Source organism: Nocardiopsis sediminis (genome assembly GCF_042650565.1).
In the GTDB taxonomy this organism is placed as follows: Bacteria; Actinomycetota; Actinomycetes; order Streptosporangiales; family Streptosporangiaceae; genus Nocardiopsis_B; species Nocardiopsis_B sediminis.
In genome coordinates this window covers 101245-122904 of record NZ_JBHSBH010000011.1, presented here as the reverse complement: position 1 = coordinate 122904, position 21660 = coordinate 101245, and the positions used below count along the sequence as shown (strand labels likewise).

General features: G+C 74.5%; 20 protein-coding genes. 13 read left to right on the top strand and 7 right to left on the bottom strand.

Annotated features, from left to right (window positions below):
* Positions 1–8: 8 nt before the first annotated feature.
* From ACFOVU_RS17945 to ACFOVU_RS17935, 3 genes are all read right to left on the bottom strand, one after another.
* Complete coding sequence (locus ACFOVU_RS17945) at positions 9–1439, bottom strand: hypothetical protein (protein WP_378535111.1); 1431 nt, start codon at positions 1437–1439, stop codon at positions 9–11.
* Between the two features lie 422 nt (positions 1440–1861).
* Positions 1862–2629 carry an HNH endonuclease family protein gene (locus ACFOVU_RS17940; protein WP_378535109.1) on the bottom strand — a complete coding sequence of 256 codons (768 nt, stop codon included), beginning with the start codon at positions 2627–2629 and terminating at the stop codon, positions 1862–1864.
* Between the two features lie 54 nt (positions 2630–2683).
* Positions 2684–3997, bottom strand: a complete 1314-nt coding sequence (locus tag ACFOVU_RS17935) for a YihY/virulence factor BrkB family protein (protein WP_378535107.1) — start codon at positions 3995–3997, stop codon at positions 2684–2686.
* A gap of 486 nt (positions 3998–4483) precedes the next feature.
* Here ACFOVU_RS17935 and ACFOVU_RS17930 point away from each other — a divergent pair, with 486 nt between their 5' ends.
* The 7 genes from ACFOVU_RS17930 (at position 4484) to ACFOVU_RS17900 (ending at position 11976) form a co-directional block, all read left to right on the top strand.
* Entirely contained in the window at positions 4484–6175 is a 1692-nt protein-coding gene (locus tag ACFOVU_RS17930) for a nitrite/sulfite reductase (protein ID WP_378535105.1), read from the top strand.
* Positions 6176–6188: 13 nt separating this feature from the next.
* A complete protein-coding gene (locus ACFOVU_RS17925) occupies positions 6189–6389 on the top strand; it encodes a hypothetical protein (RefSeq protein WP_378535103.1) in 201 nt (66 codons plus the stop codon).
* Complete coding sequence (locus ACFOVU_RS17920; protein WP_378535101.1) at positions 6386–7078, top strand: phosphoadenylyl-sulfate reductase; 693 nt, start codon at positions 6386–6388, stop codon at positions 7076–7078. Before ACFOVU_RS17925 ends, ACFOVU_RS17920 begins: the two co-directional genes overlap by 4 nt.
* On the top strand, positions 7060–7860 hold the full coding sequence (locus tag ACFOVU_RS17915; protein ID WP_378535099.1) for a sirohydrochlorin chelatase: 801 nt from the start codon (positions 7060–7062) through the stop codon (positions 7858–7860). Before ACFOVU_RS17920 ends, ACFOVU_RS17915 begins: the two co-directional genes overlap by 19 nt.
* Positions 7861–8103: 243 nt before the next feature.
* Complete coding sequence (locus ACFOVU_RS17910) at positions 8104–9735, top strand: acyl-CoA dehydrogenase family protein (RefSeq protein WP_378535097.1); 1632 nt, start codon at positions 8104–8106, stop codon at positions 9733–9735.
* Between the two features lie 465 nt (positions 9736–10200).
* A complete protein-coding gene (locus ACFOVU_RS17905; protein ID WP_378535095.1) occupies positions 10201–10971 on the top strand; it encodes a dihydrofolate reductase family protein in 771 nt (256 codons plus the stop codon).
* 246 nt (positions 10972–11217) lie between these two features.
* On the top strand, positions 11218–11976 hold the full coding sequence (locus tag ACFOVU_RS17900; RefSeq protein WP_378535093.1) for a GntR family transcriptional regulator: 759 nt from the start codon (positions 11218–11220) through the stop codon (positions 11974–11976).
* A 67-nt stretch (positions 11977–12043) separates the two neighbouring features.
* Here the strand turns inward: ACFOVU_RS17900 and ACFOVU_RS17895 are convergent, their stop codons facing one another.
* Positions 12044–12439: a hypothetical protein gene (locus ACFOVU_RS17895; RefSeq protein WP_378535091.1), complete on the bottom strand. Its 396-nt coding sequence runs from the start codon at positions 12437–12439 to the stop codon at positions 12044–12046.
* A gap of 233 nt (positions 12440–12672) precedes the next feature.
* Here ACFOVU_RS17895 and msrB point away from each other — a divergent pair, with 233 nt between their 5' ends.
* The 3 genes from msrB (at position 12673) to ACFOVU_RS17880 (ending at position 14699) form a co-directional block, all read left to right on the top strand.
* On the top strand, positions 12673–13086 hold the full coding sequence (gene msrB, locus ACFOVU_RS17890; RefSeq protein WP_378535089.1) for a peptide-methionine (R)-S-oxide reductase MsrB: 414 nt from the start codon (positions 12673–12675) through the stop codon (positions 13084–13086).
* A 163-nt stretch (positions 13087–13249) separates the two neighbouring features.
* Complete coding sequence (locus ACFOVU_RS17885; protein ID WP_378535087.1) at positions 13250–13897, top strand: phosphatidylserine decarboxylase; 648 nt, start codon at positions 13250–13252, stop codon at positions 13895–13897.
* Positions 13884–14699 carry a CDP-alcohol phosphatidyltransferase family protein gene (locus ACFOVU_RS17880; protein ID WP_378535085.1) on the top strand — a complete coding sequence of 272 codons (816 nt, stop codon included), beginning with the start codon at positions 13884–13886 and terminating at the stop codon, positions 14697–14699. The genes ACFOVU_RS17885 and ACFOVU_RS17880 overlap by 14 nt, the downstream gene beginning before the upstream one ends.
* Before the next feature lie 75 nt (positions 14700–14774).
* Here the strand turns inward: ACFOVU_RS17880 and hemQ are convergent, their stop codons facing one another.
* A complete protein-coding gene (hemQ, locus tag ACFOVU_RS17875) occupies positions 14775–15479 on the bottom strand; it encodes a hydrogen peroxide-dependent heme synthase (protein WP_378535083.1) in 705 nt (234 codons plus the stop codon).
* Complete coding sequence (hemG, locus tag ACFOVU_RS17870) at positions 15476–16984, bottom strand: protoporphyrinogen oxidase (protein WP_378535082.1); 1509 nt, start codon at positions 16982–16984, stop codon at positions 15476–15478. The genes hemQ and hemG overlap by 4 nt, the downstream gene beginning before the upstream one ends.
* Positions 16985–17111: 127 nt before the next feature.
* Here hemG and ACFOVU_RS17865 point away from each other — a divergent pair, with 127 nt between their 5' ends.
* Positions 17112–18203 carry a DUF4349 domain-containing protein gene (locus ACFOVU_RS17865; protein ID WP_378535080.1) on the top strand — a complete coding sequence of 364 codons (1092 nt, stop codon included), beginning with the start codon at positions 17112–17114 and terminating at the stop codon, positions 18201–18203.
* A gap of 86 nt (positions 18204–18289) precedes the next feature.
* Here ACFOVU_RS17865 and hemE read toward each other — a convergent pair whose 3' ends face one another.
* A complete protein-coding gene (gene hemE, locus ACFOVU_RS17860) occupies positions 18290–19258 on the bottom strand; it encodes a uroporphyrinogen decarboxylase (RefSeq protein WP_378535151.1) in 969 nt (322 codons plus the stop codon).
* A 425-nt stretch (positions 19259–19683) separates the two neighbouring features.
* On the opposite strand from hemE, the gene ACFOVU_RS17855 reads away from it, so the two are divergent.
* On the top strand, positions 19684–20265 hold the full coding sequence (locus ACFOVU_RS17855) for a DUF3000 domain-containing protein (protein WP_378535078.1): 582 nt from the start codon (positions 19684–19686) through the stop codon (positions 20263–20265).
* A gap of 103 nt (positions 20266–20368) precedes the next feature.
* Complete coding sequence (locus ACFOVU_RS17850; RefSeq protein WP_378535076.1) at positions 20369–21646, top strand: HRDC domain-containing protein; 1278 nt, start codon at positions 20369–20371, stop codon at positions 21644–21646.
* The last annotated feature ends 14 nt before the right edge of the window (positions 21647–21660 follow it).

Sequence of the window (21660 nt, the reverse complement as noted above, 5' to 3'; positions counted from 1 at the left end):
AGGGACGATCATTCGGGGGACAGGGCGTAGAGGTCGCCGTCCGCGATGATCACCGCCCGGCCGTCGAGGACGCCCCAGGGGCGGACGACGTCGGCCGGGAGGTTCACGGGGTCGGCGTCGGGGCCGACCGCAACAGGGGCGCCGGCCGCCTCCCCGTAGACGAAGCCGCCCGCCGCGCTGCCGGGGGCGAAGCCCTCCAGGACCGTGGCGGACCCGCCGTCGAGGTCGACGATCACCGGCCCGTAGGCGGCGACGGAGCCGTTCGCCAGCCAGCGGGCGCCGTCGAGGAGCGCGGGATCGACGGGCGTCTGCGCCACGACCGATCCGTCGCCGGAGTCGTGCACCGCGAGGATCTCCTGGTCGCCTTCTTCGGCCGACCAGCGGACGATCATGTGGTCGGAGCGCCCGGTGAGCACCTCGGCGATGTCGCCGGCGCCGTCGGGGGCCTGGGGCTCGACCTCGGTGGTGTCGCCGTCGAGGCCGACCCAGCGCCACGGGCCGTCCTGCACGGCGGTGAGGACCCGGCCGGGTTCGGCGAGTATGGCGCCGTAGCCGCTGGGGATGGCGACCGTGCGCAGTTCGCCGTCGTCGGGCACCTGTGCGGTGCCCTCGCCCAGCACGAGGGGGCTGGTGCCGGCGAAGGTCACGCGGGAGCCGGAGGGCAGTTCGAGCTCGGTGGGTTCGCCGCCGCCCGCCGGCCACTGCCAGAGGCGGCCGTTGCCGGTGACGGCGAGGCCGAGGTCGCCCTGGCCGTCGGTGATGAAGGTGGGCGCGCCTTCGATGTCGCCCGGAGGCAGGGGGAGGCCGGCCGACCAGAGGGTGGTGCCTTCGGGGTTGACGACGGTGACCTGCTCATCGGGGTCGATGAAGGCGACCGCGCTGCCGTCGGGGGCCACGCCGGGGCGGGTGCCGGGCAGGGTGGGCAGCCGCCAGTCGGCCCGGGTGGTGAACCCGGGGGGAGCCGAGCGGCCCTCCAGGGTGACCGCGGGGTCCTCCCCTGGGCCGACCTGGATGGAGGGGCCGAGGCCGGGCAGCAGCGGCACGGCCGCGACGCCGATGCCGGCGACCGCCGCGATGGCCAGCGCCCCGCCGGCGGTCACCATGACGACGCGGCGCCCCCGGCGGCCGCGGCCGGGCGCGCGCTTGGCGGCGATCTCGATCTCGGTGCCGCCCGCGGCGCGCACGACGCCGGTGGGGCTGATGATCAGCTGCCAGGCGCCGTTGGCGTCGCGGGCGTTGATCAGCACCGAGGTCCCGAGGTGCGCGGCGTATCCCGCCGCGAGGTCCAGGGCGGCGTTGCGGGTCTCCTTGGGGCTGTTGCCCGTGACGACCCGGGTATGGCCCTGGATGGTGACCTCGGCGCTGCGTTCGTCGGGGGACACCACCAGGATGACGGGGGCGCGATGCGGCGGCCCGCCGTTTCCGGGGTCGCGGCTCATGACGCCTCCCCGAACGGAGGGGACACTGAGGTCATGTGATCGTGAACCTGTTCCGTCGAGGAGGTGCGGCGTCTGGTGGCGCCCGGTGGGGGGACGGGGGCGCATCGTGGAGCCGGTGCCGCGGTGCGCCCGGAGCGTCAACGGTGGTCACGGAGATGATACTGAGTCATCGGTCACGGAGTCCTTCCGCCCTGGTCACGCGTCGCATTCGAGCACCGGGGAACGGCGGCGGCACCGCACCGCGCCGGGGCCCGATCCACCGGCATCGACCTGCGACGATGCCGGACGCCCCGGCGCCGCCGAGTGGCCCGCACCCCGAAGACGCCCGGCCGCACCGCCCGGGGTGCGCGTCCGGCGAAAGTGGCCACATCCGGCCGGGACCGCTTCCCCGGCGCGCCGCAGGGCAGGGGCCGCGCCGCCGGTCAGCCGCAGGTGCCGAGCCCGTCGCCGAGCGCATCGTGGTCCTCCTGGGACACGGCGAGCCCGTAGCGGTGGCTGACGTCCACGTAGGCGATGGCGTAGGCGCACCGGAAGCCCTCGTAGGGCTGCCACTCCGCAGGGCCGGAGTCGCCCTTCTGCCCATTGGCCGGGCCGTCGGCGGCCAGGAGGTTGCCCGGGTCGTTGGCGAACTCCACGCGCCGGTCGCGGTCCCAGTCGTCGGCGCCCATGCGCCAGGCCAGCGACAGCGGGACCACGTGGTCGATCTGCACCGCCTGCGGGTCGTCGGAGCTGAACTCCAGGCGCTCACCGGTGTAGGGGTCGTCGAGGACGCCCTCGCGCACGGTGCAGTCGGCGTCGGCGCGCACCTGGTCCAGGTCGCGGGCGAGGATGTCGTGGCGGGTGGGACAGCCGTTGTCGTCGGTGTCGACCCAGGAGTGGCCGAACTCCGAGCGCTCGTAGTCGCCGCGCGGCTGCGGCTCGGCGATCTCCAGCCCGCCGAGGAGGTCGCGCGCCTCGGCGGCGGTGAGATCCGAGGGGCCGTCCGGCCCGCCGGAGCCCCCGGGAGCGGGGGAGGAGGCGGACGGTGTTCCGTCGCCGCCGGTAATGGCCCGGAGCGTGTCGAGGACGTTTCCGCCGGTCAGTGCCGAAACGACGACGGCGAGCACGATCAGCGCCAGAACGGAGGCCACTGCTCCGGTCCGGCGGCCGCGGCCGCGTCGCTCGTCGGGGGATCGGGATGAGCGTGCCATGGCCTCACCTGCCCGGTGCAGGTCGGGGATATGGGGGGAGTGCACCGGTTTCCGCTACGAGGATGCCGGATGCGCGTGCTCCCCGCTGTCGGCGGAGGGGGTGCCGATGCTCTCATCGGCGTCGGCGGGAGGCGCGCCGCCGGCCGTGGGGGCGGGGCCCGTGACGGTGTCCGCGGCGGCGTCCGCGGCGGCGTCCGCGGCGGCGTCCGCGGCGGCGTCCGTGTCCTCCCCGGTCGCGGGCAGGGGCCGTGCGGGGTGGTCCGCGCCGGACCCGGCGCCATCCCGCTCGTCCTCTTTCTCTTTCCCGGTTTCCCCGGCTTCCCCGGCCGCTTCCGTGCCGGTGTCCGCCGCGGCCTCCTCGGCGGCCGCTCCCCCGGTCTCGTCCTCGGCGACGGTGCGCAGGGCCTCTTCGCGGCGCTCGACCATGCGGGCGGCGTGCTCGTGGCGGCGGGCGGCGATGCGCGCCCGGGCCTCGGCGGTGCGCGCGGTGGGCCATGCGGCGTCGATCTCGGCGTTGAGCGCCGATCCGATGAGCACGGCCATCGCCATCACCCAGAACCAGGTCAGGATGGCGATGGGCGCCGCCAGCGAGCCGTAGATGGTGACCTGCCCGAAGGAGGCGCCCATGTAGAGCCGCAGCACCATCGAGCCCAGCAGCAGGATCGCCGTGGCCAGCAGCGAGCCCGGCAGGTAGCGCCAGAGCGGGGTGCGCACCGGGGTGGCGAGGAGGTAGAGCAGGGTGACCGCGCCGGTCGACAGGGTGCCCACCACCGGCCAGTAGGCGCGGCCGAGGTGCCCGACGGTCATCGGCAGCGCCGCGTGCACGACGTCGGGCCCGGCGACCAGGACGGGCAGCACGATCAGCGCGAAGAGCAGCGCCCCGATGTAGCCCAGGAGGGCGAGTGCGCGGTGCCGGATGTAGCCGCGCAGGTCGTCGAGCCCGTAGGCGATGGTGATGGCGTCGATGAACACGCTCATGGCGCGCGACCCCGACCACAGCGACACCAGGAAGGTCACCGACAGCACACTGCCCTGCGCGCCGCCCAGGAAGTCGTCGACCAGCGGGGCGACCACGGAGTCGACGGTGCCGGCGGTCAGCGCCTTGGCCGCAAGGTCGAGGGCCCAGGCCCGGATGTCGAGCACGGTGCCGGCGCCCAGGACAGGGGCGAGGTGGCCGAGGGTCCCGGCGATGCCGAGCAGCAGCGCCGGAAGGGACAGCAGGCAGAAGAAGGCCGCCTCGGCGGAGAGCCCGACGACGCGGGTGCGCACGACCGAGCGGGCGGTGCGGGCGACGACGAGGAGGGGCATCGCCGGGCGCGGCCAACGCCGCCGCCCCGCCTCGGCCGCACGCCCGATGCGCTCCCGCATGTCCCTCACGGAACACCAACCTAAAGGCACGCGCGGCGCGGATGGGCGGGCGCGGGCCCCGGGGCCGGATCCGGCCGGTTCGCCGGCGGGCCGCCGTATTTCCCGGCGGCATTTCCTAGTTGACGAGTGGTTAATGTCCTGTTTACGTGACGCGCTTCACCGCCGCGGGCGCGAGACCACGCCTGGACATCGGCGCTCCGCCGTGACATCGTCGACAACATGATCGCTGCCCTTGACCCGATGCTCTGCGTGCGCCGGCACGTGGACTTCCTTCGGGTCCGCAGCGCCATCTGTCGCAACGTCGGCTGACCTCGCCGCACATCCATCTGTGATTCCGCCCATTTCCAGGGCGTCAGCGGCGTCGACGTTGCCCACCACCTCTCCTGCGCTCTCCGCGTCCCAGCACAGCGCCGTGCCGGACATGCGGGGGTCCGTGTGGTGCGCGCGCCGGCCCGCGCGCCCCGCAACCGCTCGGAGGACCCCGCGATGCCTCCCACGTCCGCTTCGACCGGCGCCACCGCGTCCCGGCGGCCCCGCCGCGGCGAGGGCCAATGGGCCCTCGGCTACCGCGAGCCGCTGAACAAGAACGAAGAGAACAAGAAGAACGACGACGGGCTCAACGTCCGCCGCCGCATCATCGACATCTACTCCAAGGCCGGCTTCGACTCCATCGACCCCGCCGACCTGCGCGGCCGCCTCCGCTGGTACGGGCTCTACACGCAGCGGGCCCCGGGCATCGACGGCGGCAAGACCGCGGTGCTGGAGCCCGAGGAGCTCGACGACCGGTACTTCATGCTGCGGGTGCGCATCGACGGCGGGCAGCTGAGCGTGGCGCAGCTGCGCGCCGTCGCCGAGATCTCCACCGCCTACGGGCGCGACACCGCCGACATCACCGACCGCCAGAACGTGCAGCTGCACTGGGTGCGCATCGAGGACGTCCCGGCGATCTGGGAGAAGCTGGAGGCGGTGGGCCTGTCCACCACCGAGGCCTGCGGCGACACCCCGCGGGTGATCCTGGGCTGCCCGCTGGCCGGGATCGCCGAGGACGAGGTCATCGACGCCACCCCGGAGATCCAGCAGGTCTACGACGACCACATCGGCAGCGCGCTCTTCTCCAACCTGCCACGCAAGTTCAAGAGCTCCATCGCGGGCTGCTCGGTCCACTGCACCAACCACGAGATCAACGACGTGGCGTTCGTGGGGGTCACCGGCCCCGACGGCACCCCGGGCTACGACCTGTTCGTCGGCGGCGGGCTGTCCACCAACCCGATGTTCGCCCAGCGGCTGGGCGCGTTCGTCCGCCCCGAGCAGCTGAGCGAGGTGTGGGCCGGCGTCTGCTCGGTGTTCCGCGACTACGGCTACCGCCGGCTGCGGCACCGCGCCCGGATCAAGTTCCTGGTCAAGGACTGGGGGGCGGCGAAGTTCCGCGAGGTCCTGGAGAAGGACTACCTGGGCTACGCGCTGCCCGACGGCCCGGCGCCCGAGCTGGACCCGGGCACCCGCCGCGACCACGTCGGCGTGCACCGGCAGCGCGACGGCCGCAACTACGTGGGCTTCGCCCCGCGCGTGGGCCGGGTCTCGGGCACCAAGCTGGCGCGCATCGCCGACATCGCCGAAGCGCACGGATCGGACCGCATCCGCACGACCGCCGACCAGAAGCTGGTGATCCTGGACGTCACCGACGACCGGGTCGACGCCCTCGTCGACGCTCTGGAGGCCGAGGACCTGCGGGTGCGGCCGAGCACGTTCCGCCGCCAGACCATGGCCTGCACCGGCATCGAGTACTGCAAGCTCGCCATCGTCGAGACCAAGGCGCGGGGCATCTCGCTGATCGACGAGCTGGAGCGGCGGCTGCCGGACTTCCCCGAGCCCATCACCATCAACCTCAATGGCTGCCCCAACTCCTGTGCGCGCATCCAGGTCGCCGACATCGGGCTCAAGGGCCAGCTGGTGACCGACCGCGCCACCGGCGAGCAGGTCGAGGGGTTCCAGGTGCACCTGGGCGGCGGCATGGGGCTCAACGCGGGGTTCGGCCGCAAGGTGCGCGGGCTCAAGACCACGGCCGACGACCTGCCCGACTACGTCGAGCGGGTCCTGCGCCGTTTCCTGGACCAGAAGGAGGACGGGGAGGCGTTCGCGCAGTGGGTGGCCCGGGCCGCCGAGGCGGACCTGGCGTGAGGCGGGAGGCACCATGACGGAGCGGGCCGCCCCCTACTACTGCCCCTACTGCGGCGACGAGGACCTGGTCCCCTACGAGGGCGATGCCGAGAAGGGCGCCGGGTACGCCTGGGCGTGCCTGTCGTGCACGCGGGTCTTCCGGGTGAAGTTCGTGGGCCTGCGCGGCGCCGCCGCGCGGGGCCACGCCACGAGCGGAACGGACGGAACAGCATGAGCGTCACACTGGACGGCAAGGCGCTGGCCGAACGCGCGGCGGCCGAGCTGGAGGAGGCCCCGGCCACCGAGATCATCCGCTGGGCGGCGGAGACCTTCGGCGACCGGCTGTGCCTGACCTCCTCCATGGCCGACGCGCTGATGGTCGACCTGGTCTCCCGGGTGCGGCCGGGCGTCGACGTGGTCTTCCTCGACACCGGGTACCACTTCGCCGAGACGATCGGCACCCGCGATGCGGTCGCCTCGGTGTACCCCGTCAACCTCATCAACGTCACCCCGGCGCGCACGGTCGCGGAGCAGGACCGCGACCTCGGCCCGCGGCTGCACGGGCGCAACCCGGACATCTGCTGCCACCTGCGCAAGGTCGAGCCGCTCCAGCAGGCGCTGGAGCCCTATGAGGCGTGGATCAGCGGAGTGCGCCGCGACGAGTCCGCCACCCGCCGCGGCGTCGGCGTGGTGGAGTGGAGCGCCCGCCGCGGGATGGTCAAGGTCAACCCCATCGCGCGGTGGACGCAGGGGGACGTGGACGCCTACATCGCCGAGAACGGGGTGCTGGTCAACCCGTTGCAGTACGACGGCTACCCCTCGATCGGCTGCGCCCCCTGCACCCGCCGCGTGGCCCCCGGGGAGGACCCGCGCAGCGGGCGCTGGTCGGGCACCGGCAAGACCGAATGCGGGATCCACCTGTGAGCGCTGTGGGGCCCGGAGCGGCCTCTGGGGCGGGGCCGCCGCTGGTCGCCGTTGCGCACGGCAGCCGCGACGGGCGGTCGGCGCGGGCGGTGGAGCGGATCTTCGCGCGTGTGCGGCGGCTGCGGCCGGGCCTGGACGTGCGGGTGGCCTACCTCGACCACGTCGCACCGGGCGCGGAGGAGTCGCTGACCGGGCTGGCGGCGGAGGGGGCGGGGGCGGCCGTGGTGCTGCCCGTGCTGCTCACCGCCGCCTACCACAGCAAGGTCGACCTGCCCGGGGTCCTGGACCGGGTCCGCGACGGTGCCCCGTGGCTCCAGGTGCGCTACGGCGCCCCCCTCGGGCCGCACCCGCTGCTGCTGGAGGCGGTGGAGCAACGGCTGGCCCAGGCCGGAGCGGTGGCCGATCCCGGGACCGCGCTGGTGCTGGCGTCGGCGGGGTCGGGTGATCCGGCGGCCACCGCTGTCATCGAGGAGGCGGCCCGGGAGCTGGCGCGGCGCGGGCCGTGGCGGCGGGTGGTCCCGGCGTACGCATCGGCGGCCTCCCCCACCCCGGGGCAGGCGGTCGCGGCGCTGCGCGCCGGGGGCGCGGAGCGGGTGGCCGTGGCCTCCTATCTGCTCGCCCCCGGCTTCTTCGCCGACCGCGTCGCCGACCAGGCGCGCGCCGCGGGCGCCTTCGCGGTCTCCCCGGCACTGGGCGACGCCCCGCAACTGGCGCGCCTCGCCCTGGCCCGCTACGACGCCGCCCGCCACCGCGCCCCGCTGTCCCGCACCCCGGCGGGCTGAGGCGCACGGGAGGGGCGGGGCGCCTCGGTGCCCCGCCCCCTCTCTCTTGAGGGGACGGCGCCGGCAACGGAAACACCGGAGATGAACCGACTTCATTCGTGGTGCGGCGCGCGCGTAGGGTGAGGGCGACCACTGGCCGAAGAGCGTTCGATCCCCGCCCCCGGACCGGCCATCGGCCGCTGTGCGGCGCGGACGGCATCGCCCCGGGAGGCGCGGAGCGACCGGACAGGAAAGGCGTGTGCCATGCCCGCCACCCACGAGGTGTTCAACCAGCCGGGGCCGCTGGAGGGCCACGACGTCGCCGCCGACGCCGCGCTCACCGAGGGGCTGGAGCGCGAAGGAGCGGGCTGGGCCGGGGCGGAGCTGCACGAGCTGGGCCGGCTGGCCGGGACCGCGCGCGTGCACACCTGGGCCGAGCAGGCCGACACCCACGGGCCGGTGCTGCGCACCCACGACCGCTACGGCCACCGCATCGACGAGGTCGACTTCCACCCCGCCTGGCACGTCCTCACCGACACCGCCGTGACCCACGGCCTGCACGCCGCCCCCTGGGCCGACGGCCGGCCCGGCGCCCACGTCGCCCGCGCTGCCAAGTTCTACACGTGGTCCCAGGTGGAGAACGGGCACGGCTGCCCGATCTCCATGACCTACGCCGCCGTGCCCGCGCTGCGCCACTCCCCCGCCCTGGCCGCCCGGTTCGAGCCGCTGCTGACCGCGCGCACCTACGACTTCGGCCTGCGTCCGCCGCTGACCAAGGACGGCCTGCTCGCGGGCATGTCGATGACCGAGAAGCAGGGCGGCTCCGATGTCCGGGCCAACACCACCCGGGCCGTCCCCGGCTCCGCCGGCACCTACCGGCTGACCGGGCACAAGTGGTTCACCTCCGGCCCCATGGGCGACCTCTTCCTCACCCTGGCCCAGGCACCTGAGGGGCTGACCTGCTTCCTGGTCCCCCGCGTCCTGGAGGACGGCACGCGCAACGCCTTCCACATCCAGCGGCTGAAGAACAAGCTGGGCAACCGCTCAAACGCGTCGGCCGAGCTGGAGTACGACGGCGCGCTGGCCTGGGCGGTGGGCGAGCCCGGCGACGGCGTGCGCACCATCATCGAGATGGTCAACTGCACGCGCCTCGACTGCGTCATCGGCTCGGCCGCCGGCATGCGCGCCGGGCTGGCCCAGGCCGTGCACCACGCGGGCGAGCGGCACGCCTTCGGCCGCGCGCTCATCGACCAGCCCCTGATGCGCAACGTGCTGGCCGACCTGGCGGTGGAGTCCGAGGCCGCCACCGCCCTCATGATGCGCCTGGCGGGCGCGGCCGACCGCGCCGTCCGGGGCGACGCCGCCGAGGCCGCGTTCCGCCGCCTGGCGGTGGCCGTGGGCAAGTTCTGGGTCACCAAGCGGCAGCCCGCCCACGCGGCCGAGGCCCTGGAGTGCCTGGGCGGCAACGGCTACGTCGAGGAGTCGGGGATGCCGCGGCTGTTCCGGGAGTCGCCGCTGAACTCCATCTGGGAGGGCTCGGGCAACGTCGCCGCGCTGGACGTCCTGCGCGCCATGGCCAAGCGGCCCGATGGCGTCGAGGCGTTCACCGGCGAGCTCGCGCTCGCCGAGGGGGCCGATCCGCGGTTCGACGCCGCGCTCAAGCGGCTGCACGCCGAACTCGCCGACAGCGACGGGATCGAGGGGCGCGCCCGCCGGCTCGTCGAGCTGATGGCGCTGACCCTCCAGGCGTCCCTGCTGATCCGCCACAGCCCGGCGGCGGTCGCCGACGCGTTCGTGGGGTCGCGGCTGGGCGGCGAGGGGGGCGCGGTCTTCGGCACCCTGCCCCGCGGAACGGACACCGCGGCCATCATCGACCGCAACCGCCCGCGCGGCTGACACCGAGCCCGGGCCGGGGCCGGTTTCCGGTCGCGGACGGGTTCGGAATCGGTCAGCGGCCTCCGCCCCGATCAGCGGTGCGCCGCGTGGCGGCGCACGCGAATTCGCACCCGGCAGGGCGCCGTCGAATACCCCGGCCCGCCGACCCGGTCACCCGATGCGCCGCCGGGGTCGCGGCGCGCGATTCGGCAAGGTCAGGAATACCTTCCTGGCCGGAACGGAAGAACCGCTCCCCCAGTGAAAGGCCGCCGGCGGTCCCGGGGAAATCCGGCGCGGTCCCCCGCTATCCGGCCGGCGGACTTCGGCCGTCCGGGGAATGATTCCCATTGCCGCCGCAGCCGCGTTCCCGGGACCCGCGTGCGCCCGGGGAATTGCGTTTGCACGGCGGCCGAACGGGGGGCGACCTGTCGGGCGTACGCCGCGCCGCGCGCCCTCAGCCTGCGGCGGCGTCTAACCTCGGAACCCATGAGTTCCCTTTCCGACACCGCGCCGCGCTTCCGCGCGCTGCTGCCGCCGCCCGGCGGCGACACCGCCCCCGACGTCGACCTCGCCGCCGCCTACGCCTACCCCGAGGGCCTGGAGCGGCCCTGGCTACGCGGCAACATGGTCGCCAGCGCCGACGGCGGCGCCTGGGGCCACTCCGGGCGCACCGCCGAACTCTCCTCGCCGCCCGACCGCGCCGTGATGGGCGTGCTGCGCGGCCTGGCCGATGTGGTGCTGGCGGGCGCGGCGACCGCGCGGATCGAGGGGTACCGCCCCGTGCGCCCGCGCGAGGTGTGGGGCGCGCTGCGCAGCGGCCGGCCGGCGACCCCGCCGGTGGCGGTGGTCACCCGCACCCTGGAGATCCACCCCGATCTGCTCGCGGATGCGCCCGAGGACGCCCGGACGATCGTGTTCACGACCGAGTCGGCCCCGGCCGACCGGCGCCGCGCCGCGGCGCGCGTGGCCGACGTGGTCGTGGCCGGCGACGACTCCGTGCGGCCCGGAGCCGTCTTGGCCGCCCTGGCGGAGCGGGGCCTGCTGCGCGTGCTGACGGAGGGCGGGCCGCACCTGCTCGCCGAATTCACCTCGGCCGGGCTCCTGGACGAATTGTGCCTGACGGTCAGCCCGCGCCTGCTGGGGCCGGCGGCGTCGCGGATCGTCGCCGGGGATTCCCCTGCGCACACCCATGAACTGCGGCTGAACAGGGTGCTGGAATCGTCGGGCTCCCTGTTCCTGAGCTACTCGCGCGCGTGATCCCCGCCTATTCCGGTGTGACGCGCGCCCAAAGTGGCCGGTTTCGGCAGCCCCCCGGCGGCGCATAAAGACCCCCCGACGGGACATACCCCGAGTGGGGCTTCCGCGGCGGGCACCTTCCGAACGGGGTAGGACGTGAAACAATCCGGTATTCACCCCGAAAGCGTGCGGTGGCGCCGAGAGAAGGACGGACGAGTGACATCTGGATCAGTGTGACCCCGCATTCCGGGCGAGAGGATGAACGCAGTGCCGACGTCCGAAAACGACTCACCTCCGGTCTACCGTGAAATCGCCGAGGACCTGCGGGCCGCGATCGCCTCCGGCGAACTCTCGCACGGCGACCGGGTACCGGGCGAGAACGACCTCATGAAGCGGTACAGGGTCGCCCGGGCCACCGCGAGACAGGCCCTGTCGGTCCTCATCAACGAAGGCATCGTGGTGGCGATCCGCGGATCGGGCGTCTACGTCCGCACCTTCCGCCCGCTGCGGCGGCACGGTCCCCGGCGGCTGTCGCGCGAGTTGTGGTCCACCGGGCGGGCCATCTGGCAGGCCGATGCCGCCGACCGCGGGTTCGAGACCGACAGCATCGAGATCGGCAACGTGGCGGCGCCCGAGCACATCTCCCGCGCCCTCGGCCTGCCCGCCGCCGCCCCCGTGCTGCGGCGGTGCCGGCGCTACCGGCTCGACGGCCGCCCGATGCAGCTCGCGACGTCCTACCTGCCCGCGGACCTGGCGGCCGGGACCGCGATCGGCGAAGCCGACACCGGGCCCGGTGGGATCTACGCCCGGCTGGCGGAGCTGGGCCAGGCCCCCGCGCACTTCACCGAGGAGATCCGGGTGCGGATGCCCACGCCGACCGAGGTCGACCGGCTGCACCTGAGCGCGGGCACCCCGGTGCTCGACGTGCTGCGCACCGCGCTGACCGCGGCCCACTCCGCTGTCGAGGTCAACGAGATGACCCTCGACGGATCCGCCTACATCCTCCAGTACGACTTCGACGCCTGATCCTCTGGCGCGAGCGGGGGCAGAAGCGGGCGATCCCGGCCCGCCGTGCGAGCCGGGACCGCCGGGTTCAGCCCTTCCGTGTGGGGGTCCGGCGCGGCTTCGAGGCGAAGACCAGGTAGGCCAGCGCGCACAGCACCGCCGCGACCACGACCGCCCCGCCTGCGGCGGGGAGGACGTCGCCGGGGCGGGTCGCCATCCACCGCGACAGGGCGAAGCCCAGCAGCGATGAGACGGCGAGGGCGCCGAGCGCGATGATCAGTGCCGCCGCCAGGAGCCTGCGGTCGGTCCACGGCTCCGGCCGCGTCCGGTCCAGGCGGGCCGCCGCCGAGGCGGCGGTCAGCCTGGCGACCCAGCGGATCTCGGACGCGGCACCGGCGAACGCGTCCCCGACGGGGCGGACGCGGAGGCCGAGGCGGGCGGCGTGGTGGTCCAGCCAGAGGAGGCCGTAGCGGACCCTTCCCACACGGAGCGGCTGTCGGGTGGTTGCCAGCGGGTTTCGGTACGGGACAAGCGGTACGAGCATGGTTGACCCCCGGCTGCCTGACTCATCGGGGCTCGTACCCGGACCGGATCCGTACGAACTTCCCAAGTGCGAAGAAATCGGCTCGTAACCACCATTGGCCATTTCCTCGACAGGAACGGCGATGCGTGGGTCGCCAGCGGCGAACATCCCCGAATGGGGGTAGCGTCCCTTACATGGACGAATCAACCGCTCCGGTCCGCAGGACCGAGGAGGAGTGGCGGGCGCGCCTGGACCCCGAGGCCTTCGCGGTCCTGCGTCAGGCCGCCACGGAGCGCCCGTGGACGGGCGAGTACACGTCGACGACCACGGCCGGGGTCTACCGGTGCCGCGCGTGCGGCGCCGAGCTCTTCCGGTCCAGCGAGAAGTTCGATTCGCACTGTGGCTGGCCGAGTTTCTATGATCCTTCGGACACCTCGGCGGTAACCCTGCACGAGGACAGCTCGCTTGGCATGATACGTACCGAGGTCCGCTGCGCCCGTTGCGACTCCCACCTCGGTCACGTGTTCCGCGGGGAGGGGTATCCCACCCCCACCGACGAGCGCTATTGCATCAACTCCATCGCGCTCACCCTGGAGGCCGACGACTGAGTGGCATAGCATCCTCCTTCATGGGTGCCGTCGGCCGGGGGACGACCTCCCCCGTCAGGCCCTCCGCACCCGGCGCTCGCTCGGACGGGCGCGTCCGAACGAACCTCCGGGCCTGCCCCCTCGAAGGTCCCATCGCCGCAAGGCATCTCCATGAAAGCTCCCAATGACCGATCCTGATCGCTCCGCGGCGTCCTCCCCGCCGCGCATGGCCCGTGGTTCCGCCCCCTGGCTGGTCCCCGCGTGCGTGGTGGCCGGCGCCGCCGTGCTCGCGGCCCCGGGGTCGCGGACCCGCACCGCCCTCGCCGTCCCCGCGGTGGGGCTGGCGGCCGGCATGGCCTGGTTCTTCCGCGACCCCGACCGCGGACCGGCCAGCGGGAGGCTCATTTCAGCGGCCGACGGCGTCGTGCAGAGCATCGACGCCCAGCCCGACGGCCGCACGCGGGTGGCGGTCTTCATGAACCCCCTCAACGTGCACGTCAACCGCGCGCCCGCGGCGGGCGTCGTGACCCGCGTGGAACACCGGCCCGGGGGCTTCCGTCCCGCATTCGACAAGGACAGCGAGCGTAATGAACGCGTCATCTGGACCTTCGAAACCGAGATCGGTGAGATCACGGTCGTTCAAATCGCCGGCGCGATGGTCAGGCGTATCGTCCCGTATTTCGCTGAAGGGCAGAAGGTGGAACAGGGCGAGAGGATCGGCCTCATCCGCTTCGGCTCACGGGTCGACGTCTACCTTCCGGCCGGGATCGCCCCGGCGGTGGAGGTCGGGCAGAAGGTCAGAGCGGGAGAAACGCGCCTTGACCGCGACTGACGCGGGCCTGCTGACCGGCCCCGCACTGGCCGAGCAGGACGAGCCCGCGCCGCGGCTGCGCCTTGCCGCGGCCGACTACCTGACGCTGGGCAACGCCCTGTGCGGGTTCATGGCGGTCTGGCAGCTCGCGGCGGCGCAGTCCGCACAGCTGTCGGCGGGCGTCGAGGGCCCGTTGCAGCGCAGCGCCATCGCGACGTCGGTGGTGCTGCTGCTCATCGCGGCCGCCTGCGACCTGTTCGACGGCCGGGTGGCGCGCCGGTTCGGCGGCAGCGGCATGGGCGCCGAACTGGACAACCTCGCCGACGTCATCAGCTTCGGGTTCGCCCCGGCGTTCTTCGTCGTCGCCTGGGGCACGCTCTCGGGCGGGGGCGGCGCGGTGCCGATCGTGGCCGCCGCCGCGGTGCTCCTGGCGGTCGTGGTCCGCCTGGCCAGGTTCTCCTGCCAGGCCCCGGGGTCGGACACCTTCTCGGGGCTGCCCAGCCCGTTCGGGGCCATGGCGGTCATCACGATCGTGCTGCTCGACCCCCCGGTCTACGTGGGTGCGGCCGCGGTGCTCGTGGTCGCCTGGCTGATGGTGAGCCAGGTCGAGTACCCCAAGCCGCGCGGGGGCAAGGCGTTCGTGGTCCTGGCCTGGATCCTGGGCAGCGTGGGCTGCCTGACCGCGTGGGCGGCCGACGCCCCCGCGGGCGGCGCCCTGCTGTACTCCGGCGCCAGCCTCGTCCTGGTGCTGATCCTGGCGATCCCGGTCCACCTGCTCCTCACGGGGCGGCGCGGCCGCCGCGACAGCGGCGACCCGGCCTGACGGAACGAAGGGGGGCGCACACGCCGGTGTGCGCCCCCCTTCGGCGTTTCCGGGCCCCGTAGGCCCGCCTGCGCGCTAGGGCAGGGCCTCGACGAGCTCGGCGGGGCTCTTGCGGCGGCCGGTGTAGAACGGCACCTCCAGGCGGGTGTGCCGGCGCGCCTTGGCGCCACGCAGGTGGCGCATCAGGTCGACGATGCGGTGCAGCTCGTCGGCCTCGAAGGCGAGCATCCACTCGTAGTCGCTGAGGGCGAACGTCGAGACGGTGTTGGCCCGCACATCGGCGAACCCGGCGGCCATCCGGCCGTGCTCGGCGAGCATCGCGCGGCGCTCCTCGTCGGGCAGCAGGTACCACTCCAGCGAGCGGACGAAGGGGTAGACGCAGATGTGCTCGCGCGGCTCCTCGCCGGCCAGGAACGCGGGGACATGGCCCCGGTTGAACTCCGCCGGGCGGTGCAGGCCCATCACCGACCACACCGGGGTGGCGGCGCGGCCCAGCGCGGTGCGCCGGAACCCGGCGTAGACCTCCTGGAGCTGCTCGGGGGTGTCGGCGATCCACCAGAACATGAGGTCGGCGTCGGCGCGGAAGCCCTGGAGGTCGTAGGTGCCGCGGGTGGTGACGCCCTTCTGGGCCGCCCCGTCGAGCAGCGCGGTCAGCTCGCCGCCGGCGGCGGCGCGGTCCAGGCCGGCGAGGTCGCCGGACGAGAACACCGACCACATGGTGTAGCGGATGAGCTTGTTCAGTTCTTCGGGGTCGGGCGTGCCGTTGTGGCCGGCGGTCATGGGGCTTCTCCTTGTGTGTCGGACGGTGGGCCGGACGGCGCCGGCGCGGGGCGGCGCGCCGAGCGGGCGCCGGTGCCGGCGGTGCGGGCGGCGGGCAGGGCCGCCGCGATGTGCTCGGCGGCGCCGGTGGCCCCGGCGATGCAGGCGGGGATGCCCACGCCGTCGTAGGCGGCGCCGCAAACGGCGAGGGCGGGGTGGCCGGCCAGCGCCGCGCGGACGCGGCCGATGCGGGCGCCGTGCCCGGCGTCGTACTGCGGCAGGCCGCCGCCCCAGCGGGTGACCCGGATATCGGCCGGGGGCCCGCTGATGCCGCAGATGGCGGCGAGGTCGGCGACGGCCAGCGCGGCGAGGTCGTCGTCGGACCGCTGGAGCACGGCCTCCTCGCCGACGCGGCCGATCGAGCAGCGGATGACGACGGTCTCGGGTCCGGGGCGGGCGGCCAGCTCCCCGGCCAGCCAGGGCCACTTGACGCTGCTGAACGTCGCGGCCTTGATGGCGCGGCCTTCGCGGGCGGGCACGAGGAACCCGCTGCCGGCGGGTGGCCGGGCGAAGGCGGAAGCCGGGTAGGCCAGGGTGACGATGGCCATGCTCGCGTACGCGATGCCGGCCAGCTCCTCGGCCGCGGCGGGGGCGAAGGGGCGCAGCAGGCGGCCGGCCGCGGGCGCGGGGCAGGCGAGCACGACGGCGTCGGCGTCGCGGGTCCGCCCCGCCCCCTCCCCGGCGGCGGGTCCGGTGGTCAGGCGCCACCCGGCGCCTTCGGGGGCGAGCCCGCGGACGGTGGTGGAGGTGAGCACGGTGGCGCCCGACCGCTCGATGAGCGCGTCGGCCAGCCCGGCCAGCCCGCCGTTGAGGGTGGCGAACACCGGCGCCGGGGGCGCGCCCGCCGCGCGCCCGGTGATCGCGCGCACCGCGCGCAGCAGGGAGCGGTCCGTGCGCGCGACCGCGGCGATCTGCGGCAGGGTGCTGTCGAGGGAGAGGCGGTCGGCCCGGCCCGCGTAGACGCCGCCCAGCATGGGCTCCACCAGCCGGTCCACCACCTCGCGGCCCAGCCGGGCCCCCACGAAGGCGCCGACGGGGACGTCGCCGCGGACCGCGGTCCGCGGCAGCACCAGGTCGAGCGCCGCCCGCAGGGTGCCGGCCGGGGAGAGCACCCCGCTGCGGGCGAGCGCCCGCAGGCTCCCCGGGACGCCCATGACGTGGCCGGCGGGGAAGGCGCGCAGCCGCCCGCGGCTGTAGATGGCCGCGGGGACCCGCGCCGGGTACACCAGGCGGTCGCCGAGCCCCAGCTCGCGGATGAGGTCGAGGGCCTCGGGGCGCCGCGCGAGGACGGATTCGGCGCCGGAGTCGACCGGGACGCCCGCCACGTCCGATGTGTGGAGCTTGCCGCCCGGCCGCGGGGCGGATTCCAGGACGGTGACCCTGGCCCCGTTCCTGGTCAGCCGGTAGGCGGCGGTCAGCCCGGAGACCCCGCCCCCCACGACCACGACATGCGGTTCACGCTGCATGGACCCAGCTTTCCAGATGGCCGGGGCGGGGGTGCCGACAGGTTGTTGCCATCCGCCGGCGCGCGGCCGTGACCGAGGTGAGACCTCGCGGGCGCAACGGGGCGGCGACCCGGCGCGTCGGATCCGCATGGAAACGGACTGGGTGACCGGGCGCCCGCGCCGCCGGGTGGCCGCGGGTGCCGCTGTGGCCCTGGCGACCGCCCTGCTGGCGGGGTGTTCCGGAGCGGGTGAGCAGATGTCGGCCGGGGTCGCGGACCGCGGCTCCGAGGGCGCGGCCGCGGTCGCGCCGGAGAGCCAGGAGCAGTCCGGGGAGCAGGGGGCGCCGGGCACCACCGCCGACGTCGATGTGAGTGACCGCACACGGATTCACACCGCGGACCTCAGCGTGGAGGTCGACGACGTCGAGGCGGCGGCGCAGGACGCCGCGGAATGGGTGGACGCAGCGGGCGGGTTCGTCGCGGCCGAGAGCGTCACGACCGCCCGCGGTGAGGTGCCCGGCGCCTCGCTCACCCTGCGGATCCCGCAGGAGCGCTATGAGGACGGGCTCGACGAGCTGGGCGCCCTGGGCGAGCGCTCCGACCTGGACCGCTCGGTGCAGGACGTGACCGAGGAGGTCGCCGACGTCGACAGCCGGGTGGAGTCGGCCGAGGCGTCGCTGGAGCGGCTGCGGGACCTGCTCGACGACGCGGCCACCGTCTCCGACGTGCTCGCGGTGGAGACGGAGATCAGCACCCGCCAGGCGGACCTGGAGTCCCTGCTGGCCCGCCAGGAGTCGCTGGCCGAGCAGACCGCGATGGGCACCGTGCACCTCAACCTGATGCCGCCGGAGAGCTACGTGGGCCGCGACGGCGGCGGCTCGATCGGCTTCGTCGGCGGTCTGGAACGCGGCTGGCTCGCGCTGGTGGCGGTCGGGCAGGGGATCGCCGTAGGGGTCGGCTGGCTGCTGCCGTTCCTGGTGGTCCTGGCGGTCCCGGGCGTCCCGGCCCTGATCTGGTGGCGACGCCGCCGCCGGGCGGCCGCGGCGGCAGCGGGCAGGCCCGCCGAAGGCGCGGGCGCTCCTGCCGCGGACACGCCCGCAGCGGACGCCGCGGCGACGGGCGAGGAGCCGGACACCGCGGGCGCGGACGACGCCGCGGCGACGGCGGACGGCGGTAGCGGCGCCGTCGGCGGCGATGGCAGCGGCGCCCCCTCAGGCAACGACGGCCCGGCCACGGGGTGATCTCTCCGGTGCGGGCACGCGGGACCTTGCGCGGGCCCGCGCCGGGACGGTGCCGGCCCGGTGTACGGCCCCTCAGCGGGGCGGTGTCAGCGCTCGGTCTCCTCGTGGACGAGGTGGGTGAGGCGCGTGAGGACGTCGGGGTCGGTGGTGGGCAGGACGCCGTGACCCAGGTTGAACACGTGGCCCTCGGCGGCGGCTCCGCGTGAGAGGACGTCGCGGGTGCGGTCGGCGACGACGTCCCACGGCGCGAAGAGGGTCGCCGGGTCGAGGTTGCCCTGGAGGGCGGTGCCGGGCTGGACCCGCTGGGCGGCCTTGTCCAGCGGCACCCGCCAGTCCACCCCGACGACATCGGCGCCGGCCTCGCTGAGCAGGCTGAGGAGTTCGCCGGTGCCGACGCCGAAGTGGATGCGCGGCACGTCGGCGTCCTGGAGCCGTTCGAAGATCCAGGCGCTGTGCGGCAGCACCGACGCGCGGTAGTCCTCGGCGCTGAGCGCGCCCGCCCAGGAGTCGAAGAGCTGCACGGCCGAGGCGCCGGCCGCGATCTGGACCCGCAGGAACTCCAGGGTGATGGCGGCCAGGCGGCGCATGAGCTCGTCCCACAGCTCGGGCTCGCCGTACATCAGCGCCTTGGTGCGCTCGTGGTTCTTCGAGGGGCCGCCCTCGATGAGGTAGGACGCGAGCGTGAACGGGGCCCCGGCGAAGCCGATGAGCGGGGTATCGCCGAGCTCGCCGACAAGCTCGCCGACGGCCTCGGTCACGTAGTGCACGTCATCGGGTTCGAGGTCGCGCAGCCGCTTGACGCCCTCGGCGTCGCGGATCGGGTCGGCCACGACCGGGCCGACGCCCGGCTTGATGTCGAGGTCGACGCCGATGGCCTTCAGCGGCACCACGATGTCGCTGAAGTAGATGGCGGCGTCGACGCCGTGGCGGCGCACCGGCTGCATGGTGATCTCGACGATCATGTCGGGCCGCGCGCACGCCTCCAGCATCGGGACATCGGCGCGGACCCTGCGGTATTCGGGCAGTGAGCGCCCGGCCTGGCGCATGAACCACACCGGTGTGTGGGACACCGGGAGGCGCCGGCAGGCGCGGAGGAAGGGAGAGTCGTGCAACGTCACACCCCTGATCGTGCCACGTGTGCGGCGCGGGCGTGTCGTTACCGCCCCGGAGGTGGCCCCCATCGGCCATCATTGGAGCCCGCCGTGTGCGGGAATGGGAAGGAGGGTGAACCTGATAACGACTTCGTCGCGGCAGCGATCCCAAGATCATTACAAAAGGCCGACACGCCGGAAAAACTCCGGGTCCGCGGAGGTGACTCGTGCCACCGTCATGGGGTGCCCACCGTCACGCGCCGCAACCGCCGGCGCGCTCTGCCGCGACGGTGCGGCCGTGGCCGGAACGGGCGCGTCGCGACGCGAACGGCCGCCGCGGCCTGCGGTGCGACATGCTCCAACACAAGATTAAGGCTGACGTTTCCATCATGCCCCCTCTCGGTAGGGTCGATGACGCGCCCCCCGCGTTCAGGCGAGCGGTCGAGAGTCTGCGTACGCCCGCGGTCCGGCCCGAGATCACGGTCGAGGACATCCCCGCCCCCCAGCGCCTCGCCCCCTACGCCGTCGCCATGTCGGCCAATGTCGGCCTCGACGGCGATGACGCCGCCTTCGGCCGGCTGATCGTGCTGTACGACCCCGAGGGCACGCGCGAGTGGCCCGGCCCGTTCCGGGTCGTCGCGTGGGTCAGCGCCGACCTGGAGTCGGAGATCGCGGCCGATCCGCTGCTGGGCCAGGTCGCGTGGAGCTGGCTGACCGAGGCGCTCAGCGGGCACGGCGCCGCGCACCGCGAGCTCAGCGGCACCGTGACGCGCGCCACGACCGAGGGCTTCGCCGCGAAGGCCGACCGGCCGGTGTCCACGGAGCTGGAGCTGCGCGCGTCGTGGTCGCCGGAGTCCGACGACCTGTCGGCGCACATGGAGGTGTGGCTGTCGCTGCTGTCGTCGGCGGCGGGGCTGCCGCCCATCGACGTCGCCGATATCGGCCAGCGCCGGTCGCGGACCGACGGCTGAACCCGGCCCCACCGGTCCCCCGGAGCGCCCCGCAGGCGGCGGCACAGTGCCGTCCGCGGCACTCCCTGCGGCGGACGGCGGCGGAAGGACATACCGTGGTGGGGTGGCGAACGTGCTGAACTCGAAGACAGGTACCCCCGAACCGGAGCATCCGCCGGAGCAGAACGGGCCCGAAGCCCCCCTGTTGCGCGAGCCCCGCGAGGGGCTGCCGCCCGTGGTGGCCGACGCCGCCCACCTGGCCCGGGTGGTCGAGGCGTTCGGCGCGGGAAGCGGCCCGGTGGCCGTCGACGCCGAGCGCGCGTCGGGGTACCGCTACGGACAGCGCGCCTATCTGGTCCAGCTGCGCCGCGAGGGGGCGGGTTCGGCGCTGATCGACCCGATCGCCTGCCCCGACCTCACCTCGCTGAGCGAGGCGCTGGCCGGCGCCGAGATGGTGCTGCACGCCGCCCACCAGGACCTGCCGTGCCTGAGCGAGGTCGGCCTGCGCCCCGCCGTGCTCTTCGACACCGAGCTGGCCGGCCGGCTGCTGGGCTACCAGCGGGTGGGGCTGGGGTCGATGGTCGAGCGTGTGCTGGGCCTGCGGCTGGCCAAGGAGCACTCGGCCGTCGACTGGTCGGTGCGCCCGCTGCCGGCCGACTGGCTGACCTATGCGGCGCTGGACGTGGAGATCCTGGTCGAGCTGCGCGACGCCCTTGAGGCCGAGCTCGCGGAGTCCGGCAAGCTGGAGTGGGCGCGCGAGGAGTTCGCGTCGGTGCTGGCGGCCCCGCCCAAGGAGCCGCGCACCGACCCCTGGCGCCGCACGTCGGGCATCCACCGGGTGCGCAACCAGCGCGCGCTGGGCGTGGTGCGCGAGCTGTGGCAGGAGCGCGACCGCATCGCCCAGGAACGCGACATCTCCCCGGGGCGTGTCCTGCCCGACGCCGGGATCGTCGAGGCCGCCACCGCACTGCCGCGCACCGCCCAGGAGCTGACCGCGCTCAAGCCGTTCAGCGTGCGGCTGGCCCGCCGCTACGCGCAGAACTGGATCAAGGCGATCAGCCGGGCCCGTGACCTCTCGGCCGCGGACCTGCCGCAGCCCAGCGCCCCGGGCGACGGTCCGCCGCCCACCAACCGGTGGGCCGACCGCGATCCGGCCGCCGCGCGGCGGCTGGAGGCCGCCCGGGCGGCGGTGGGCGCCATCGCCGAGCGGGTCACCATGCCCACCGAGAACCTGCTCCAGCCCGATGCGGTGCGGCGGCTGTCGTGGACCCCGCCGGAGGCGGCGGGCACCGATGCGGTCGCCGCCCACCTGCGCGCCCACGGGGCGCGCGAGTGGCAGGTGGGGCTGACCGCCGAGGCTCTCGCGCAGGCGCTGGAGAAGGCGGCCCGGACGTCCTCGTGAGGGCTGATAACGCC

Bases quoted from the DNA above. Each gene is read 5' to 3' on its own strand.
- ACFOVU_RS17855 (WP_378535078.1), top strand. From the start codon at position 19,684: ATGCCCCCTCTCGGTAGGGTCGATGACGCGCCCCCCGCGTTCAGGCGA.
- ACFOVU_RS17935 (WP_378535107.1), bottom strand. From the start codon at position 3,997: ATGCGGGAGCGCATCGGGCGTGCGGCCGAGGCGGGGCGGCGGCGTTGG.
- ACFOVU_RS17940 (WP_378535109.1), bottom strand. From the start codon at position 2,629: ATGGCACGCTCATCCCGATCCCCCGACGAGCGACGCGGCCGCGGCCGC.
- ACFOVU_RS17930 (WP_378535105.1), top strand. From the start codon at position 4,484: ATGCCTCCCACGTCCGCTTCGACCGGCGCCACCGCGTCCCGGCGGCCC.
- ACFOVU_RS17945 (WP_378535111.1), bottom strand. From the start codon at position 1,439: ATGAGCCGCGACCCCGGAAACGGCGGGCCGCCGCATCGCGCCCCCGTC.
- msrB (WP_378535089.1), top strand. From the start codon at position 12,673: ATGGACGAATCAACCGCTCCGGTCCGCAGGACCGAGGAGGAGTGGCGG.
- hemG (WP_378535082.1), bottom strand. From the start codon at position 16,984: ATGCAGCGTGAACCGCATGTCGTGGTCGTGGGGGGCGGGGTCTCCGGG.
- ACFOVU_RS17885 (WP_378535087.1), top strand. From the start codon at position 13,250: ATGACCGATCCTGATCGCTCCGCGGCGTCCTCCCCGCCGCGCATGGCC.
- ACFOVU_RS17910 (WP_378535097.1), top strand. From the start codon at position 8,104: ATGCCCGCCACCCACGAGGTGTTCAACCAGCCGGGGCCGCTGGAGGGC.
- ACFOVU_RS17915 (WP_378535099.1), top strand. From the start codon at position 7,060: ATGCGGGATCCACCTGTGAGCGCTGTGGGGCCCGGAGCGGCCTCTGGG.
- ACFOVU_RS17865 (WP_378535080.1), top strand. From the start codon at position 17,112: ATGGAAACGGACTGGGTGACCGGGCGCCCGCGCCGCCGGGTGGCCGCG.
- ACFOVU_RS17925 (WP_378535103.1), top strand. From the start codon at position 6,189: ATGACGGAGCGGGCCGCCCCCTACTACTGCCCCTACTGCGGCGACGAG.
- ACFOVU_RS17905 (WP_378535095.1), top strand. From the start codon at position 10,201: ATGAGTTCCCTTTCCGACACCGCGCCGCGCTTCCGCGCGCTGCTGCCG.
- hemQ (WP_378535083.1), bottom strand. From the start codon at position 15,479: ATGACCGCCGGCCACAACGGCACGCCCGACCCCGAAGAACTGAACAAG.
- ACFOVU_RS17920 (WP_378535101.1), top strand. From the start codon at position 6,386: ATGAGCGTCACACTGGACGGCAAGGCGCTGGCCGAACGCGCGGCGGCC.